The following is an 18,915-nucleotide window of genomic DNA, read 5'->3' on the forward strand; positions in this document are numbered from 1 at the left end:
TTTTTCTGTCCTCCTAGTTTTCTTTAAAAAAATAATAGACTATTTTTATCCTTAAAGACTCGAAAAATCAAAGTTTACGATTTATAAAGGGGTTCATTGCTCTCGATTAACTCGATAATTTTGTCAAACCGCAGATGAGTTACAAAATTAGTAATCTGGTTAGCTAAGGCATGATTGGAGTCAGGAATTTGGGCGGTTAAGTTGGCGATCGCCTCATCATCCAATTCTCTCGCCGCTTGATGGAGTTGAGTTGTCCACTCCGGCGACATTTGCTGTAAACATTCGGCGATAACGGCTGCTTCTGACTGAACCGACGGTTGGGCATTATTTCCATCGGAAGAGCGAACTTCTTCATAGACATAATGCACCCCCAAATGTTCAGCCATTTTTTCAAAAATGACGGGTTCGCGAAACGGCTTACTCGCAAAATCATCACATCCTACCTCTAAAACTTTAATTCGATTCTCTTCAAATGCACTAGCTGTTAACCCAATAATCACCGGAATTTGTCCGCTATTTGCCTGTTTAATTTGCTTCGTAGCTTCGTAGCCATCCATCACCGGCATTTGCATATCCATCCAAATTAGATGGGGTTGCCAACTCTGGGATATCCTCACCGCTTCTGCTCCATTCATGGCTTCCCGGACTTCAAAACCTAAAGGGGAAAGTAGATTGACTAATAATAGACGGCTTTCCCATTTATCCTCAACCACCAGAATCCGATAAGTCGGTTGATTCGCGGCTAAACCGATGACTCGTTGGCTGGATTTTTGAGTGATTTCACTCATGCCCTCTGCGGGACTAATTTTGAGGTTAAACTTAAAAATAGTGCCCTTTTCTAAGGTGGAGCTAACCGTAATTTCACCTCCCATTAATTGCACAAACTGACGGCTAATAGGCAGGCCCAATCCCGTTCCTGATTGTGATTTAATTCCCGTTGCCGTTTGCATGAACGGCTCAAATAAACTATCGAGTTCTTCTGCACTAATTCCCGGTCCTGTATCTTCAATTTCACAAACTAAATAAGATTCTAGTTCCTCCGGTTGCGATGGATAGGGCTCACTCGTTTTTTCTCCGATGGCCGAGATTTTTTGTTGAATGGCGACCCGGACTGCTACCCCACCTTTTTCGGTAAATTTGATGGCATTTCCCAGTAAATTAATGAAAACTTGCCGCAATTTACTTTCATCGGTTTTGATGAACTGTGGCAAATTAGGAGTGCGCTCAAACATCAGTTTTAATCCTTGAGACTCCGCCTTAAGCTGAAACATTTCCTCGATAGAGGTTAACAAACAATATAAGTCAAAGCTGGTTTCATTCAAAGAAATTCGACCGGCTTCAATTTTAGACATTTCCAACACATCATTAATCAGGGTGAGCAGATGTTCCCCCGCCCGAGAGATGATGCCGAGGTAGTCTTGTTGTTGAGATTTCAAGCTGTTGTCGCGGTTGAGAATTTGCGTAAAGCCGAGAATCGCATTGAGTGGGGTTCGCAATTCATGGCTCATTTTGGAGAGGAATTCCCCTTTAGCTTTGCTGGCGGCATCCGCTGCTTCTTTTGCAGCATTGAGCTTACTTTGAGCTTGTTGCCGTTCTAATTCTGCCCCTGCTCTAGCCGCGAAAATTTTTAAAATTGACTCTAAAAGGTAGTTTTTTTCTATAGGCCGTTCGTCCAGAATAGATAAAATTCCAATAATCTTGCCAGTGGAATTATAAAGGGGGGTTCCCCAATAGGCTTCAACTCCCAGGGCTTTTAAATCTGGATTATTGGGAAATAATTGCTGAACCTGAGCCGTATAATAAGAAGCTTGGTTTTGGATTACACATTCGCAGGCGGTTCCGGCTAAATTGTACTCAAAGTTTTGCCCAAAGTCTTCCCCAGTCCAAAAGGCTAGAGTCTGAGCTTTATGTAGAGTTAAATCGGTTTCGGCAAGCACAGCATAACGGGCCTGACTCACCTGCGCAAGGGATTGTACTAAGGATTTAAAAAAGGCACTCCCAATGACGGAGGCGGTTCCCAAAACAATAAGTTCTAAGGCTTCTTCTCGTTGCTTGCGATCGGTGATATCAGTATGGGAACCCACTAATCTCACGGGATTTCCTAATTCATCCCATAGGACCTGTGCTCTCGATAGCATCCATTTATAAGTACCATTTTTGCATTGAAATCGAAACTCGGCACTGTAATAAAGTGTTTTACCCTTAATGTGGTCTTGAAGGGCTTGCCATACCCAGTCTCTATCATCGGGATGGAGCTTTTTAAAAAATTCATCAGTATGATTAACTATTTCATAGTCTTCATATCCAATCATTTCTTTCCAACGAGCTGAAAAGAAGACTTCATTGGTCTGGACATTCCAATCCCAGATGCCATCATTGGTTCCTTTTAAAGCTAACTGCCAGCGTTCTTCACTGGTTCTTAATTCCTTTTCTGCTTCCTTGCGTGCAGTTATATCAATGACTAACCCATCCCAGATGATACTCCCATCAGGTTGCTTTTCGGGTCGAGAATCCCCTTGAACCCATTTAATTTCACCAGATACGATAATTCTCCAGGTCCAATGCCACGGTTCTAGGGTTGTAGCTGAAAGGGCGATCGATTCACTGAATTTCTCGCGATCGTCAGGATGCGTGACCTCGTGAAATAGTGATATATCCTTCATGAACGCTTCAGCTTCTATGCCAAAAATTTCGCGAGATCCTGGACTGACGTAGGGACAACTGGATGTCCCATCGGGATGCATCATCAATTGATAAATCATCCCCGGGATGTTGGCGGCGAGATTATAATACCGGGTGTTACTTTGTTGCAATTCTTGGGTGCGCTCTTGGACGGTTTGCTCTAGCTTTCGAGAATATTCTTTTTGCGCTTCATAGAGTTGAGCATTTTCCAGAGAAAGGGCGGCTTGTGCAGATAACATTCTCAAGACTTCTACCCGTTTTGGGGTAAAGGCATTGGTAATCAGATTATTTTCTAAATAAAGGATACCGATGAGTTTCCCTTGGGAGAGAATGGGACAACAGAGGATAGATTTGGGTTGCGATTCGAGAATATAGCGATCGCCTCGAAACAGTTCCTCCTCCCGTGCATCCGCTAAAATCACATCATTTTGAGTCCGCTTCACATACTGAATTACCGAAATCGGTACATCTAAACTCTCAGACAATGGAATCGATTGGCGAACCCGCAACTCCTGTTTATTCCCACTTGCTTCAATCACCCATTTATCAGCTTGGGATAAAATTAAAACCCCCGTTTCAGCCCCAGCATTTTCTATTAAAATTTTCATTAAATTCTCAAGCAATTGAGGCAAAATAATCTCGCCCGAAATAGTTTGAGCCGCTTTCATGACCGATTCTAGATCAAGAAGACTAGATTCCGTCGTACTGGCACTGGTATTTGTTTCAAAGATTGGAATATTTAGAAGTTGCTTGAGATCTGGCGTCAGTAATTGCGGATAGCGTTCTTCTAAATTCTTTACTTTGGCTTTGGCACCCCAGTGAATATAACAATAGTAAGCATCAGTGAGATAAGTTTTTGCTATTTTTTGCCGACCTAAAGCCAGTTGAAACTTGCCTGCGAGTTCATTTCCTAATGCTTCTTCTTGAATATATCCTTGTGCTTTTGCCCCTTGAATCGCTTGTTCATAATAATCAATTGCTTCTTCCTTATGTCCCATAACTCTGGCTTTTTCAGCCTCGACCAACTGATATTTATGCTGAAAATTTGCCGGGGCATGATCTGCCCAAGTTTTCATTTTTTCTTGATTCGCTTGAATGCGCTCAAGAATTAACACTTGCTCCGATTCCCCGTGGCCTAGATAGACTGATAGTTGGGCCAAGGAATGATAAAAATAGAATACAGGTACAGCCATCCATCCGGTGACCCCATCTAAATATTCTTCAGCCTGGTTACCATTTTTAATGGCTTCTTCAAATTGATAAAATAGATAACATAAAATTAATTTATTTAAGAATATATAATGAAGAACCGTTCGCTCATTAGCCTGAATATGTAATGGTAACCAGTAGCTTTCATTATAAGCTGTCCCTATCAATTGGCACGGATTTTCTGCCTCTCCCATTAAATTTAAAACCCCTTGGTAAAAGGGTTGATGCCACTTAAATGCGGTTTTTTGATTAATTTTAATAATGGCTTTACTATAGGTTGCCATTTCCTCTTTTAGAGTATTGAGTTCAACTCCCATCCAATATAAATGTTGGCATCTATGACTGGCAGAATAGCCAGCATTGGCTACATCTCCATATTCTAATCCACTACAATAAGCCTCAGATAAAAGTCCTAATGTCTCCTTTAGATGATGTTTCCAGTGAATAGTAAATGAAGCTACTTTAAACAAAGTTGCGGTTTTAACCTCTTTAATATCCAAGCGCTTTAACAAGTTTAACGCTAATTGTCCAAATTGATATCCCAGTTGAATATCTTGCATAACCCCAATTAAAATAATGCCATAATCTGCAAAACCACAAGCAGAATAGGCAGAGTTTCCAAATTTATAGGAACAGTTAACGTGCTGACAAACTAATAGAATAAATACAGAAGGAGCCGATAAAAATGCAGCCGGGACCAGGGTTGTAATCAATTGTAAAATTGCCTGTTTAGTCTCATCTTCTACTAGAAACATATCTAGCAACTGAGCCAGACTTTCTTCATTGAGGGTCGCTCGCGTCGTGATTAAAGCCTCTTCTACTTCGGCAGGAGTTGGGGATTCGCTGAGTTCTATCCCAAGACCTTTAAGAATTTGTAAGCCGAGTTTTACCCCTTTGAGCAGTTCCCCTTGCATTTCACAACTCTTCAGGCGAAGTTCATTAATTTTCAGGGTATCCAGTAATGTATTAGCATGGGTCCCCACCACCTCAGCTAAAGCTTCCATAACCTCAAAATGACCATTTAAAAGTGCCGCTTCGGCTGCTTCTTCATGGAGTGCCAAAGTGAGGTGATACTGACGGTCCCAACAGTTTTCTGTGAGCAATCCTAACCCCAAATGAAAATATTTCGATGCAGATTCAAAAGCTGTTGCTGCTTTGGCTTTTTGTCCCGCGATGAGATTGAGTGCTGCGAGTTGATATTTTTCCGCCGGGGACTTCAGTAAATCCGCCCCATGATTCAACTGGTTAACTAGGGAAAAAATATTGTCTTTTTGTTCTTCTTCACTCGTGCTTTGTAAAAGCAATTTACCAAGCTTAAGGTGCGTTTGTTTTTTCTGTTCCTCGGGAATTAGAGCATAGGCTGCTTGTTGTACTCGGTCATGCAAAAACTTATAGTCCAATTTGATATCTTTTAGGGTAGAGTCTGGGGCTTGCGATTGACTCAGCAAAAATAAACTTTTATAGTCATGATTTAAAAGAAAAATCAAACCTGACTCAATAGCTGGCTGCAATTGATGGGCGGTAATCGAGATAATTTCTTCGTTGACGATCGCCAGCAACTCTAAATTAAAGGTATTGCCAATACAAGCGGCTAATGTTAATACCTTTTGTGTCGCTTGGGGCAGTCGGCAAATATTGCGGATCATCAAGTCAACTACGTTATAATCGCTGATGCCGACTGCTTGAATGTGGTTGATATCCCACTGCCATTTTTGAGTTTTCCAGTCATAACTGAGTAAAGATTCTCGATAAATAGTGGTCAGTAGTTGGGTCAAGAAAAAGGGATTGCCTCCGGCTTGATTGAATAAAAGTTTTGCCAATTCTTTTGATTCAATCGATTGATTCAAAGTGTCTCGGACTAATTCTTCAACATGAATCAGTTGTAAAGGTTCCAGGATAATTTGCTTAACGGCTGCCCCCACTTTTTTTAGGGTTTCAAGGGTTTGGATGAGTGGATGAATGGCAGAAACTTCGTTATCTCGATAAGCCCCAATCAACAGTAAATACTCACTATCTGCATCGCTCATCAATCCTTCAATTAATTTCAATGAGGCGGAATCAGCCCATTGTAAGTCATCCAAAAATATCACCAAAGGATGTTTTTTACGGGTAAAAACACTAATAAATTGTTTGAAAACCTGAGTGAAGCGGTTTTGCGATTCTGTGGGTCCTAATTCGGGAAGGGGTGGCTGTTTGCCGATAATGAATTCAACGGTTGGAATGACATCAACGATCGCCTGTCCATTGGGTCCCAAGGCAGCCAGCAATTTTTCTTTCCATCCTTGGATTTGGGCTTCGTTTTCGGTGAAAATTTGCCGAATTAAGGACTGAAAGGCTTGAATCAGAGAATCATAAGGAATATTGCGCTTGAATTGGTCAAATTTCCCACTAATAAAATAGCCGCGATGTTTGACTAAAGGTTTTTGAGTCTCCTGAACTAGGGCTGATTTACCCACCCCGGAATAACCGGCAACGAGAATTAGTTCAGCCGCCCCCCCACAGACTCGTTCAAATGCTACCAATAATTGCGCGAGTTCTCGGTCCCGTCCATACAGTTTTTGGGGAATTTCTAATTTACCCGATACGTCCTGTTGTCCTAAACTAAACTCATCAATTTTGCCCTTTTCTTGCCATTGTTTTAGACAAATTTCTAAATCTCTTTTTAACCCAAATCCACTTTGATAGCGGTTTTCTGCGTTTTTTGATAATAATTTCATGACTAGGTTAGAAACCGCCACAGGAATCTCGGGAATGAGTTCAGTAGGGGGAACTGGCATCCGGGCAATATGACAGTGAACTAGCTCAACTGCATCCTCGGCTTGACAAGGTAATTCCCCTATGAGCATTTCATAAAAGGTCACCCCTAATGAGTAAAAATCTGTGCGATAGTCGATCGCCCGATTCATCCGCCCGGTTTGTTCTGGGGACATATAGGCGAGGGTCCCTTCCAGGCTATTGGGATGAACCGCTGCCGCTGTTTCTTTGGATAATTTCGAGGCGATCGCAAAGTCAATTAACTTCACTTCTAAACTCTCGGGCTGAATAATAATATTGCTGGGTTTAATATCTTTATGAATAATATGATGTTGATGAATCTCCCCTAAAGTTTGGGCGAGTTGAATCCCTAATTTTAAAAAGTTATCAATGCCTAATCGATGTTTATTTAAAAAAATTTTTAGAGAAACTCCCCCTATATCCGGTAAAATCAAAATGGGTAAGTTACTACTTTTTTCCACACTTAAGGGTTCAATGATACCGCCTAATTTTAAGGCTTTGGTTATTTCATATTCGTGATGAAGTTGAACAATATCGGTCGGACTGGGATACTCCGTTCCTAGGGCTTTTAAAATTACCGGCAACCCATCGGCTTCTCGCATCCCTCGATATACCACGCGCTTACTATTGCGGTAAATTTCTTCCGCAATCTGATAGCCACTCAGTTCAATCATGTTTCTCCCCTCCGGGTTTTGTTAATAAATGTTAATTTGTATGAATTGATACAGACAAATTAAAACCCCAAATTTAACCCATTTGTTATGTGGATGAAGTCTCTTTAAAATTTACGCTCAAAAAACGAATTAAGTTCCCACTTTTGGAATAAATTCAGACCAAGCTTGTCCCTTATTTGGGAATGAGGCCACCGGGTCAGATATTTCTATGAGTTTAACATCTGGGAGCAACCGAGTTGAAGCGAGGTCAAATGAAATAATCAGCCCCTGGGTGACTGGATAGGCTGTTGAGTATTTCAACTGGAACAGTCTAGGGAGCAAGACGATCGCCCTGCGTAAATGGACCTAATAACCCTCGGAAACCCTATCATTGCTTATCCTCAATCAGGGCTTGATTTCCGAAGGAGCGGGGAACTGAAAACGGACCACTTAAGTGGAATAAGGCTTTGCAGATTACTCCAGAAGTCAAGCCCCAGGACAAGAACCCTAGGATTATCCAACTATTTCTCCAGATAGAGACAAGCCGGAGAAAAATAGGCATATAACAGATTAAATCGGAAAAAGTCTGAAAATTTATCAAGGCTTGAGTCCTGATTTTTACCGGAACTTAAAGTCTGGTAAAATCAAGACTGGATTGCGGATTAAATAAAAGATTTACATTGACTCTTATCTTCTCATTTAAAAGGAATAATCCAGATGATCCCTAAATTGATTGCACCCAAGTCTAGGGCAAATGTTAATCCCCAAACCAGCCCATTTACTCCTCGTCCTTTTGCGCCGAAAGTACAAGGGAAAATCGAGAGTGCTACAGCCCCTCCCATCCCGCAATTACTCGAAAATCGTCATCTGCTCTCCCGGATGATGCAACCGGAACCTGTGACGCGGACCTTTACAGTTCAATCGGCAGAATTGTCTTCGGATATTGCTGAGAATCAGGGCAATCCAGGGGAGAAAATTCACCGAAAAATCCAGGGGGAGAACTGCCGGGAAAAGGGGTTTGTGATTCCGCCGGGGGTCCCTTCAACACCGCGTTTTCCCATCCAACCCAAACTGACGGTGGGTGCGGTAGGCGATCGCTATGAGCAAGAAGCGGACCAGGTGGCGCGGCAAGTGGTTAACCAAATCCATGCCCCCCGAGTGATTGCTCACAGTAGTGAACCGACGCCGGTACAACGGAAAATCTCGGTTCAGGCATCTGGGGAGGGTGGATCAGTTTCCCAGGAATGGGAAGGGGCGTTGAACCAAGCCCGAACGGGAGGAAATCCCCTGGCGGCAACGGTGAAAGAGCCGATGGAACAAGGGTTTGGGGCAAATTTTAGTGGGGTGCGCGTGCATACCGATGGGAGGGCCGATCGCTTAGCGCGATCGATTCAGGCGAAGGCGTTTACGACAGGGCAGGATCTGTTTTTTCGCCAGGGGGCCTATGATCCGGGGAGTCGGGGAGGACAGGAGTTGATTGCCCATGAGTTGACCCATGTGGTCCAGCAAAGTGGGGGAAAGGTTTATCGATCGCCACAAACGAACTCCTCCTCTACGTCAACCACCGCGACTACAAGTACCCCGCGTTATCCAATCACCCTCGGCATTTCCGGTTCCCTCCAGGCTCTACAGCGTGCTTTTGATGCTAATAATCCCTTAAGTTACGATAACGATGGGGGTCATGGATATGGTGATCATGGCGCACAAACCACTGCAGAACAGCACAAAGAAAGACTCAAGACGGGTAAGACACCCTCTGGACGAGTCGCAGATATTCCAGAGAGTTCGAGTAAGTTTGCATCGGATGCGGTAATGAAAACAGCGATCGCCCAGGCTGTTATGGATGCGGCTAAAGATTCAGTCTCTAAAGGGAAGAAGAGAAGTAAAAAGCGCATCACTTTGGCTTACAATATTCCGGGTGCAGGCATTTCATACAAACTCGATCCATCTGGAACGGATCAGGTGTTAGCAACCTCCGTGGACTGGGTGGTAATTGTTTTGGAACAAACGGGTGCAGGCAAGTGGGATAAAGACTATGATAAAATTATTACGATGTTTCCCCAAGCCAGTCCACCGAAAGAATACGATAATCAAACACCCTAATTCACCCTTCAATTTTTACCGATCATGGAAGATTCTAAACTGTTGGAAATTTTGCAGGCATTGGTACAAGTTACCAGCGGTCATGCTCCTTCTGAAGAAACCCTTGAAGAGTTGCGGGATGTCATCGAAAATAGCGATTTAGATGATTCTGAAAAGGTTCCGAATTGGTTGCTGGATCTCTTGAGCGGGTTAGTCGAACAACGGATGATTCCTCCTTCTCCTCAAACGGCTGCTGCCAAAAGTGGGGGGTCTTCTCATAATTTTTTAGTTGAATTGGCCGATGTAATTGAGATGAATTGGGTAGAGTTTGGGGAGTATTTTCTCATGCAGTTTCCTTCCCTGGGTTTGGAGGCCAAAGTTTCGATTGAAGATAGCACTTACGCCGTTCGTCCGATCGCAGAACCATAAGGGCGATCGCACTTTATCCACCCACTCACCAAGGGCCATTCAAGTTTTAGAGCCAGTCCCGATTTCCAATTAAAATCATACCCCAATTCACCCCATCAAATCGAAACTTCTTGCTGTAAGCTGATTCCTTGCAACAGTTGGGTTGCTTCTTCCGAGGATAAGGGAGGACTGAAGAAATAGCCTTGAATTTCTTCACAGTCTAACATCCGGAGGCAATCTAATTGTTCCTGGGTTTCTACTCCTTCGGCTACAACGTTTAAATGTAACCCATGTCCCAAGGCAATCACCGCCCGTGCGATCGCAATATCTGCCGGTTCTACGGTCAAATCCTTCACAAAAGAGCGGTCTATTTTTAATGTATGGAGGGGAAACTGTTTCAAATAACTCAACGAAGAATATCCCGTCCCAAAATCATCCAGGGCAATATTCACCCCCATCTGTTCTAACTCCCTTAATAACTGCCGGGTAAAATCCACATTGAGCATGGCCGCAGTTTCTGTAATTTCTAGGGTCAAATACTGCGCCTCTAACCCAGTTTCCTCTAAGACTTGAGCAATGTTTTGGACTAATCCGGGTTGTTGGAATTGTCGAACTGAGAGGTTTACTGCTACTGGAATCGCTGATAAACCCGAGTCAATCCAGGCTTTATTTTGACGACAAGCTGTCTTTAAAACCCATTCTCCAATAGGCATGATTAACCCCGTTTCTTCGGCAAGGGGGATAAATTTCGCCGGGGAGACTAAGCCTAATTCGGGATGATTCCACCGCACTAATGCCTCCATTCCCTTAATTTCTCCCGTTTTAATATTCACCTTGGGCTGAAAGTTAAGCAGGAATTCTCCTCGGTCTAATGCCCGGTGTAGCCTATTTTCTAACTCTAATAATTCACTGGCTAGAATATCCAAAGAGGGGGTATAAATTTCATAAGTATTGCGGCCTTTTTCCTTGGCTCGATACAGGGCAGAATCTGCGTGTTTAATCAACGTTTCTCCATCCTCTCCATCTTGGGGATAGAGGGCAATTCCAATACTGGTACTGATATGGAGGTGGTGATTTTCAATGGAAAAAGCGGGCTTTAAAGTTTGAATAATCTGTTCAGCAATCTTCGTCGCAGCAACCCGGGAAGAAACCTGGGGAAGGATGATAGTAAATTCATCCCCGCCCCATCGGGCGATGATATCCGGGTCTCCCAAGGTGGCTTTTAGTCGGGCAGCTACCCCTTGTAATACTTTATCCCCGATCGCATGACCCAGGGTATCATTAATCGTTTTAAACCGATCCAAATCCAGGAACATCACCGCTACCCGAGTGCTACTATTTTTCGCTTCTTCCAAAACCTCCACCAAGCACTCATTTAATAAATTTCTATTAGGTAAATCCGTTAGGGAGTCGTGAAAAGCTTGATAGCGAATATGCTGTTCTGCCCGAGTTGCATCGGTGATATCCCGAAAGCTAAAAACTCGGCCAACGGTAGAATTTCCAACCATTTGAGGGCGAGAATAACATTCTAAAATTCTCCCTTCTTTAAATTCCAAAGTATCCCAAAATTCCAGATTCGGAGAATCCCACCATTTTCTAATTTGACTGAGGCAGTCTTGGGGCTTTTTTAACTGAGGCAATAAAATTTTTAGCCCTTGCTTAAAGGTCCCCTTTTCCAGCCAATACGGGGAAATGTTCAATAATTCAATAAATTTTTGATTATAGCTGGTGATACAACCCTTCTGGTCGATCGCAAAAATTCCATCCGCTGTAGATTCGAGAGTAGCCTGCAATAAAGACAGAGAGTTTTCCAGCCGTTCTTCGGCTTGTTTGCGTTGAGTGATATCCTCGACTGTCCCTTCATAGCCAATAATTTTTCCTTCGGAATTACGAATCACTCTGGCATTTTCTGAGATCCAGATGATGCTCCCATCTTTGCGATAAACTTGCGATTCAAAGTTCCAAAAAGCATTACTTTTCTGGAGGAGGTGAACGAATTGGGTGCGGCGATTTTTGTCTACATAAATTTGATATTCAATATTATTAACTTTGTTGATCAGTTCTTCCGGTCCATCATAGCCGTAGATTTGGGCTAACATGGGATTCACGGTAATATAACGTCCGTTAAGGGTACTTTGAAAAATTCCTTCAACAGCATTTTCAAAGATGCTACGATATTTTTGTTCGGCTTGCTTTTGTTCCGCTTGAGCCTGTTGTAGTTCAATCAGAGTTTTTTGGAGTTCCTCACTGCGTGCAGCGGCGATCGCGCTCAGGTATCGTTCTCGTTCCGCTTGTTCCCGTCTGGCATCCATAATGCTCAGAGTATGCGCATTCCACCCGATCGCCGTGGCTAATAGCAGGGTATTAAATACACTTAACAACGCAATTCCTACCCCGCGATCATAGAGATTTAATTGAGTACCTTGTAGGATTAATCCTCCCAACAGAGGAGGAAGCACTAAAGCGGCGATCGCCAGGGGTTGCATGAGTAGCCGAAGGGTGCGATCGCTGGTCAATAAAGCGACGGGTCCCCGGTCCGGATTCGCTAACAAAATCCCCACAGAAAGTAATATAAACCCGACACTCGTATGCAATGCCATTTCCGTACTGCGTCCGAGTCCATAAAATGCAGAAATACCGTACAAATAGCCCAGTAATCCTAAAAACCCGATCGCCCAAGCTATCACACTCAAATACTGCGCCATTGGGTAGCGTTTTTTTTGAGACAAAACCAGCGCCCAACCCAGTAATATAAAATTAAAAGCGGTATTAGGAGCCATCCGCCCTGGGATGGAAGTTCCTACGGCATTTGCTGTTTCTTCAAAAAGCCATTGGTCTATGCCTAAATTAACATTCAATATATACTGAAATAGGGTCAAGACCCCAATAAAAATTGGGAAATAGGATAAAGTGGACAGGATTGAAACCCCCAAATAAACCAGCGGTTTTAGAAAACCTCTCCCCTTCTTATTCAAGATTCGCTGTCGATTGTGTGGCGATAAATTATTCTGCGATCGCGAATTTTTACGTCCCAATTGCCAGAGAGAAAGACCGCACAGAATAAAACTAATGGCCGTATTTGCTTTCATCGTCACGAGTCCCGGCCAAACACTTTTGAGAGCAGGAATATTGAAAATCCAGCCCAGCAGAACTATCAAACCAATCAGAGTCACTGCAATGCTCATCCGTTGAGACACCGATTGCAGGGATGCGATCGCACTGGAGGTTGTAGGTGGGTTGGAATATCGCTCGACCATTTCTATTTCCCCGCCTCTACATTGAGTCAGCATTCTCTAATTATCCTTATTTTTCAGACGAAATTTACTTGAACTTCAAGAAGTGGCGGTCACCCCTCTCCTGGTTTAGACTCTAACGGATCCAGGCCCCCGCATTTCTGTAGTCTATTTTGCAGTTTTTATATTTTTTTTATGTTTTAGTAAAAACTACAAGGCAAGGTCACCCCTTTAATTAACGTTACCTAGAAGCCACCCGATGACTAAATATCAAGAATACCGGGCGTAGTTGATGACCCTTAAAATGTCAAAATATTGGGCAATTTAGCCCCCCAACTCTCCAGCTAAACATCCCCAATTATCAGTTATAAAATCAAATTTAGTCCGCTGAACCCAACTAAAAAGCCTTGATTAAAATTAAGATTGTAGGACCTTTTCACATGGGCAAGCTTGTTTAACAGGCAGTTCAATCCAAAACTCAGTTCCCTGGCCCGGGGTTGAACTACACTGAATCTGACCCCCATGCTTTTCTACAACGATTTGATGACTAATAGACAACCCCAACCCGGTTCCTTTTCCCACGGGTTTGGTCGTAAAAAAGGGGTCAAATAGAGAGCCGAGTACCTCAGCACTCATGCCTGCACCATTATCGCCAATTTGAATCACCACTCGCTCATCCTCGCTCAGGTGAGTGCGAATATAAATAGTGGGAATAAACTCATCGGAACTGGAAAGGTTTGAGGATAAGACCTGTTCTTGGGCTAATTTCCACCCTTCATTTTCCTCCCCCCAATCTCCCCGCTTCATTTCCAAAGCATCAATCGCATTTCCAATTAAATTCATAAACACTTGATTGAGCTGGCAGGGAAATCCTTCGATTTCCGTAATGTCACCATAGTTTTTGACAATATTAATGGCGTGGCTTTTCCCATTGGCTTTGAGGCGATTTTGTAAAATCAATAGGGTACTTTCGATACCGTCATGAATATCAACTTGTTTCATGACCGCTTCATCTTTTCGAGAAAAATCTCGTAAAGATAGCACTAATTGGTGCATCGAATCTGAACCAATTTTAATGGAAGCTAAGGTTTTAGGTAAATCTTTTTCGAGAAAATTAAAATCAACTTCTTCAAGATATTCACTGATTTGGGGTTCAGGATTTGGATAGTGTTGTTGATACAGTTCGATAATTTCCAACAATTCTTGAACATAGGCGATCGCATGGTTGACGTTGCCATAAATAAAACTCACGGGATTGTTGAGTTCATGGGCAACATTCGCCAAAAGTTGGCCTAAGCTGGACATTTTTTCGCTCTGAATCAGGCGATCTTGGGCGTTTTTTAAGTCCCCGAGGGCTTGGGTTAATTCGGCAGCTTGAGATCGAGCGAGGGTGGCTGCAATCTGGCTTTGACGATAGAGTTCCGCTTGCTGACGAGCCAGGGCCTCTTGTTGGTGGTTACTTTCGAGTTGATATTGACTCACGATCGCATCCAAGTCATCTAGCAAGGGTCCACTCGCTGCCTCTAGGATGTAACATAGATGAGGATTTTCCCAGGTCAATTCCACATCGGCTGTGGCGATCGCCTGATGGACTGCGGCAATATAGGCTTTAATTTTCCGATCTAAATCGATCGGGGGTTCAAAGTACATGGATTTAACCGTTGGAGAGGGATGTCCCGGTAATTGCAAAGCCGCATCCCCATAAACTAGCCCATTGTGGGATTTTTCCATCAAGATGATGGTTTCCTGCAAAGCCGAACGCCATTTGGTTCTCTCTTCTGCTGTCTTAGACCGCTCTAGTTGCAAGGCAAAAAGTGCAGTACGTTGAGACAGCATTCGCTGGCGACCACTGATATTGACTACTGCCGCATTAATTTCTCGCATAGTTTGTATCTCGGCCATCTGAAAACAGTTGGTCAAACCGAACACGGCTTTTGACTCCACATCTAATAAATAGAGTTTTTTCACCTACAGGACTGACGCATTACCTTTATATTGATAGAGGGGATTCGTAAATCGCCCCTACAGTGAGGGTGGGCTCAAAGAATAGGCGTAAGTCCTGCCCTAAATCTTTTTTATGCCGATTCAGGGAATGAGTTTGTAGTTGAAGTTACAGACTTTTCACACTATACTATTTTTTATGTTAATTTATGTATTTTTTACATGACGTTTTTTAAAGTTTTTCAACAAATAAAAAATACTCAAACCGCTCCCAGGCGATCGCACTTAAGTCCGGCTCATTCGCGAAATCACATCGGATTCGGGTCCTCCTGCAACCCTAAGACAGATTAACTGGTTCCCCCCATCAAAGACGGAATTGCATCGATCGCCGGATCCGCTGCTCGCACTTTACCCCCTTGCCGGATGGGAATGACAATCCGAAACTCGGTCCCCTGACCCACCTCAGATATACAAGAAATAGACCCACCATGCCGTTCCACTACAATTTGATAACTAATCGACAGTCCCAAACCCGTTCCTTTGCCTTCCGGTTTGGTCGTGAAAAAGGCTTCAAAGAGTTGTTCTCGGACCTCCGGTGTCATCCCAGGTCCATTATCCGCCACTCGAATAGCAACAGCCTCATCCCGCACGACTTCCGTGCGAATCCAAATGGTGGGCAGGGGTAATTGATACACAGGGAGAGGAGATTGAGACAAATCCTGATCCGATAAGGACACTTCCCCAGTTCCACTTGTGGTTTTCTTCCCCTGGCGATGACTATTCTCTAAGTGATGTCCATTCCCCTCGGCAGAATTAGGGCTGTTCCATTTACCTGTCATTTCTTCTAAAGCATCGATCGCATTCCCGATCGCATTCATAAAGACTTGATTAAGTTGACTCGGGTAACATTCCACCAGGGGAAGATCTCCAAACTGTTCAATGGTGGCGATCGCCCCGCAATAGGGATTAGCTTTAAGGCGGTGATGCAGAATTAACAGGGTACTTTTCAATCCTTCATGAATGTCGGTGACTTTTAGTTCCCCCGTATCAGCCCGGGAGAAGTTCCGCAGCGATCGGGCCAATTCTCCAATCCGTTCCGCACCCACTCGCATAGAGGAAATCATTTGGGGTAGATCTTCAAGGAGGTAGTCCAGTTCGATTTCTTCACTGTAAGCCCGAATTTCCTCCGGGGGTTCCCCATAGTATTTTTCATAGAGTCCCAATAGTTGCATCAACTCTTGTAGATACTTAGTAGCATAAGAGAGATTCCCATAGATAAAATTAACCGGGTTATTGATTTCATGGGCGACCCCCGCGACTAAAGACCCCAAACTGGATATTTTTTCCGTTTGTATCAGTTTGGCTTGAGTCTGTTTGAGTTCGTGCAGGGCCGTTTTCAGCTTAAAGGCTTGGGCGTTAGCGGCAGTCGCGGTAATACAACTTTGGTCATAGAGTTTGGCTTGATCAATGGCGATCGCAATTTGTATCGCCACATCTTGAATCAACTCCACCTCACTTTCGGTCCAAGGATGAGTCGAACTCCCATGTAGACAAACGAGAGCACCTTTTTGTCCCGAATGGGTTTGGACTGCTACCGCCAGTAAGGAACGAATAGAGCGGGTTTGTAAGCGATCGCGACTTTGGGAGTCCAGTTGGCGATCGGCGATGACGTCATCCAGTTGCAGGAGTTGAAACTGTTGCAGAGCCTTTCCCAGAACCGGAATTTCGCCCAGGGGATTATCCGTACAATCCAGGGACTGCGTGGGGTCCCGCGCTTCCTGACTCGGTTCGTAAGTGGGAGGGTTCGAGTCAGTATTGAACCATAGAAACTGACAGCGGTCAATGGAGAGAAGATTGCGAATTTCACTGACTGCGGTTTTTAAAATCGTGTCAATATTGAGTGAGGTATGAATTTGACTAGAGAGGCGGCGCTTGAGGAGTTCCACCCGCGATCGCAGTTCTCGAAACCGCGTTTCCGAAGCCACCAGTTCCGCTTGAGTGCGTTCTAAACGTTCATTTGTCGCTTTGACTTCCGCCATTGCCATCTCCAGTTGACGGGATTTTTCTTCCATTTGGCAACTATATTGAATCGCCTGGGACACCTCCGCCAACATCTCGATCGCCACGGCAGAGACACTCCCACTCACTGTTTCTATGCCCAACCAAGGCAGGGGGGCGATCGCATGAGGCGTTTCCCAGACAATTTTAAACTGTCCATTCGGTAAAATTTCTCCGATTCGACAAGTTTTGCACATATGATTATTTGCCTCAATCCGCACCACCCCCCCAGGTGCTTCAAAAGTTTGATTGTAGGCCGCTTTTCTCACCTGTTCTACATCAAAGGTTCCCGCTGTTTCTACCGATTGTTTCCATAAATAAACTTGTGTATAAGCCGCTTCAATCGGATCACTGGTTACCCGATTTTTTCCATAACGGGCCTGAAAATTTTGGACAAATTTTCGATTTTGGGGGGTATTCACACTTTGAAAATAACTCCAGGTCGCATAATGTCCCGTTGCTGCATCCCCAATCCGGCGTACTTCATCTTCGGCCACACTAACCGCCAGAATCGGCAAATCGGCTGCGCTAATTCCAGCTTTTCGATAGTGGTGATAAAAGGCAATATTGCTATCTCCATTTAACGTGTTAAATACTAAGTCCGGTTGAGTTGCTCGAATTCGCGGGATAATTTCCTGAAAGTCTTGTTCCCCCAACAAAATGTATTCTTCTCCCACAATTTCTCCGCCTTGTTGTTTGAGGTGAGCGCGGATAATTTTGTTAATTGTCCGGGGGAATACATAGTTAGAGCCAATTAAGTAGATGCGCTTGCCTTTATTGGCGATCGCCCAAGTGAGGGCCGGTTCCACTTGCTGATTCGGACAGATCCCCGTATAGAAAATGTGTGGAGAAGATTCAAGACCTTCATATTCTACGGGATACCAGAGTTGGGCATTAAACTCCTCTAAAACAGGTAGAACGGCTTTGCGCGATGCAGAAGACCATCCCCCAAAAATCGTCACTACTTGCTCCTCTTGGATGAGCTTGCGAGCTTTTTGAGCGAATTGGGCCGGTAAAGATGCGCCATCTTCAATCACAGGTTCTATAGGTTTTCCGAGTACACCTCCAGCGGCATTAATTTCAGCGATCGCCATCAACTCCGCATCTTTGAGGGATGCTTCTCCAATTGCCATCGTTCCACTCAGGGAGTGCAATATTCCCACTTTGACAGTGGACTCGCATTGGTTCCCGGTCTCGCTCGTTTTACTCATGGCTGACTCTTCAAACACCTCGATGTTCTGGACTAGGCCGCGACGAATTGGGGCGGCTTTGGTTGGCTTGTTGCGGGCGCTCCATTGACTCAAAATTGGCCGGATTTACTCAGAAAACCTCTTTTTGTTCATCGGAAAATTCCCGTTGGGCTTTGGTTAAATAGTTCTCCCCCCTTGCAATTAGACTCCCTCCTCACCGGCGATCGGTTTGTACACCTGACTTGTTTAAGTTTTATCAACCTATCTTGATAAATTTACTGAATTTGATGTTAACTCTGGGTCAACTTCAATCCACTCCCCTCCACTTCAGACTGAAGGATGCAATCGCTCAACTGAAAATAGTTTAAATACACCTAGAACAGCCCCAAAGGAGAAAAAATCTCAGGCTTATGTTTTTATTTTACATAATTTCATCCAATTTTCCTCCCCAATTTTTGGGGGAGACTCAATTCAGGTCCAGATTTTTTGGCCGCTTTCTTTTCCCCGATATTTTTGGTAATTTTTAACAATTTTTTCAGGTTTTAGACACCGGAAACCGTAACCATTTATACCCTTTATCAAAACTTATAAAAGCCTCACGCACAATGGGAGGATGGGGAGGATGGGGAGGATGGGGAGGATGGGGAGGATGGGGAGGATGGGGAGGATGGGGAGGATGGGGAG

At 44.0% G+C, this 18,915-nt stretch carries 6 protein-coding genes; 2 read left to right on the forward strand and 4 right to left on the reverse strand.

Annotated elements, in window-relative coordinates; all coding sequences use genetic code 11:
* Window positions 1-74: 74 nt before the first annotated feature.
* On the reverse strand, window positions 75-7,340 hold the full coding sequence (locus tag NG796_RS16625; RefSeq protein WP_261207961.1) for an AAA family ATPase: 7,266 nt from the start codon (window positions 7,338-7,340) through the stop codon (window positions 75-77).
* Window positions 7,341-8,036: 696 nt separating this feature from the next.
* Here NG796_RS16625 and NG796_RS16630 point away from each other — a divergent pair.
* Together NG796_RS16630 and NG796_RS16635 are read left to right on the forward strand one after the other, a co-directional pair.
* The gene (locus NG796_RS16630) at window positions 8,037-9,422 is read left to right on the forward strand and encodes a DUF4157 domain-containing protein (protein ID WP_261207962.1); all 1,386 of its coding nucleotides are present in this window, start codon (window positions 8,037-8,039) and stop codon (window positions 9,420-9,422) included.
* 24 nt (window positions 9,423-9,446) lie between these two features.
* Window positions 9,447-9,830, forward strand: coding sequence for a hypothetical protein (locus NG796_RS16635; protein ID WP_261207964.1), 384 nt, complete (start codon window positions 9,447-9,449; stop codon window positions 9,828-9,830).
* Window positions 9,831-9,925: 95 nt separating this feature from the next.
* On the opposite strand, the gene NG796_RS16640 is transcribed toward NG796_RS16635, so the two are convergent.
* The 3 genes from NG796_RS16640 to urtA form a co-directional block, all read right to left on the reverse strand.
* The gene (locus NG796_RS16640; RefSeq protein ID WP_261207966.1) at window positions 9,926-13,099 is read right to left on the reverse strand and encodes an EAL domain-containing protein; all 3,174 of its coding nucleotides are present in this window, start codon (window positions 13,097-13,099) and stop codon (window positions 9,926-9,928) included.
* Window positions 13,100-13,459: 360 nt separating this feature from the next.
* Window positions 13,460-15,010 (reverse strand): ATP-binding protein, encoded by a 1,551-nt coding sequence (locus NG796_RS16645; RefSeq protein ID WP_261207967.1) that lies wholly within the window; start codon window positions 15,008-15,010, stop codon window positions 13,460-13,462.
* Window positions 15,011-15,330: 320 nt separating this feature from the next.
* Entirely contained in the window at window positions 15,331-18,252 is a 2,922-nt protein-coding gene (gene urtA / locus NG796_RS16650; RefSeq protein WP_261207968.1) for an urea ABC transporter substrate-binding protein, read from the reverse strand.
* Between the last annotated feature and the right edge of the window lie 663 nt (window positions 18,253-18,915).

It is taken from the genome of Laspinema sp. D2d (genome assembly GCF_025370755.1).
Lineage (GTDB): Bacteria > Cyanobacteriota > Cyanobacteriia > Cyanobacteriales > Laspinemataceae > Laspinema.

Bases quoted from the DNA above. Each gene is read 5' to 3' on its own strand.
- NG796_RS16625 (WP_261207961.1), bottom strand. From the start codon at position 7,340: ATGATTGAACTGAGTGGCTATCAGATTGCGGAAGAAATTTACCGCAAT.
- NG796_RS16630 (WP_261207962.1), top strand. From the start codon at position 8,037: ATGATCCCTAAATTGATTGCACCCAAGTCTAGGGCAAATGTTAATCCC.
- NG796_RS16635 (WP_261207964.1), top strand. From the start codon at position 9,447: ATGGAAGATTCTAAACTGTTGGAAATTTTGCAGGCATTGGTACAAGTT.
- NG796_RS16640 (WP_261207966.1), bottom strand. From the start codon at position 13,099: ATGCTGACTCAATGTAGAGGCGGGGAAATAGAAATGGTCGAGCGATAT.
- urtA (WP_261207968.1), bottom strand. From the start codon at position 18,252: ATGAGTAAAACGAGCGAGACCGGGAACCAATGCGAGTCCACTGTCAAA.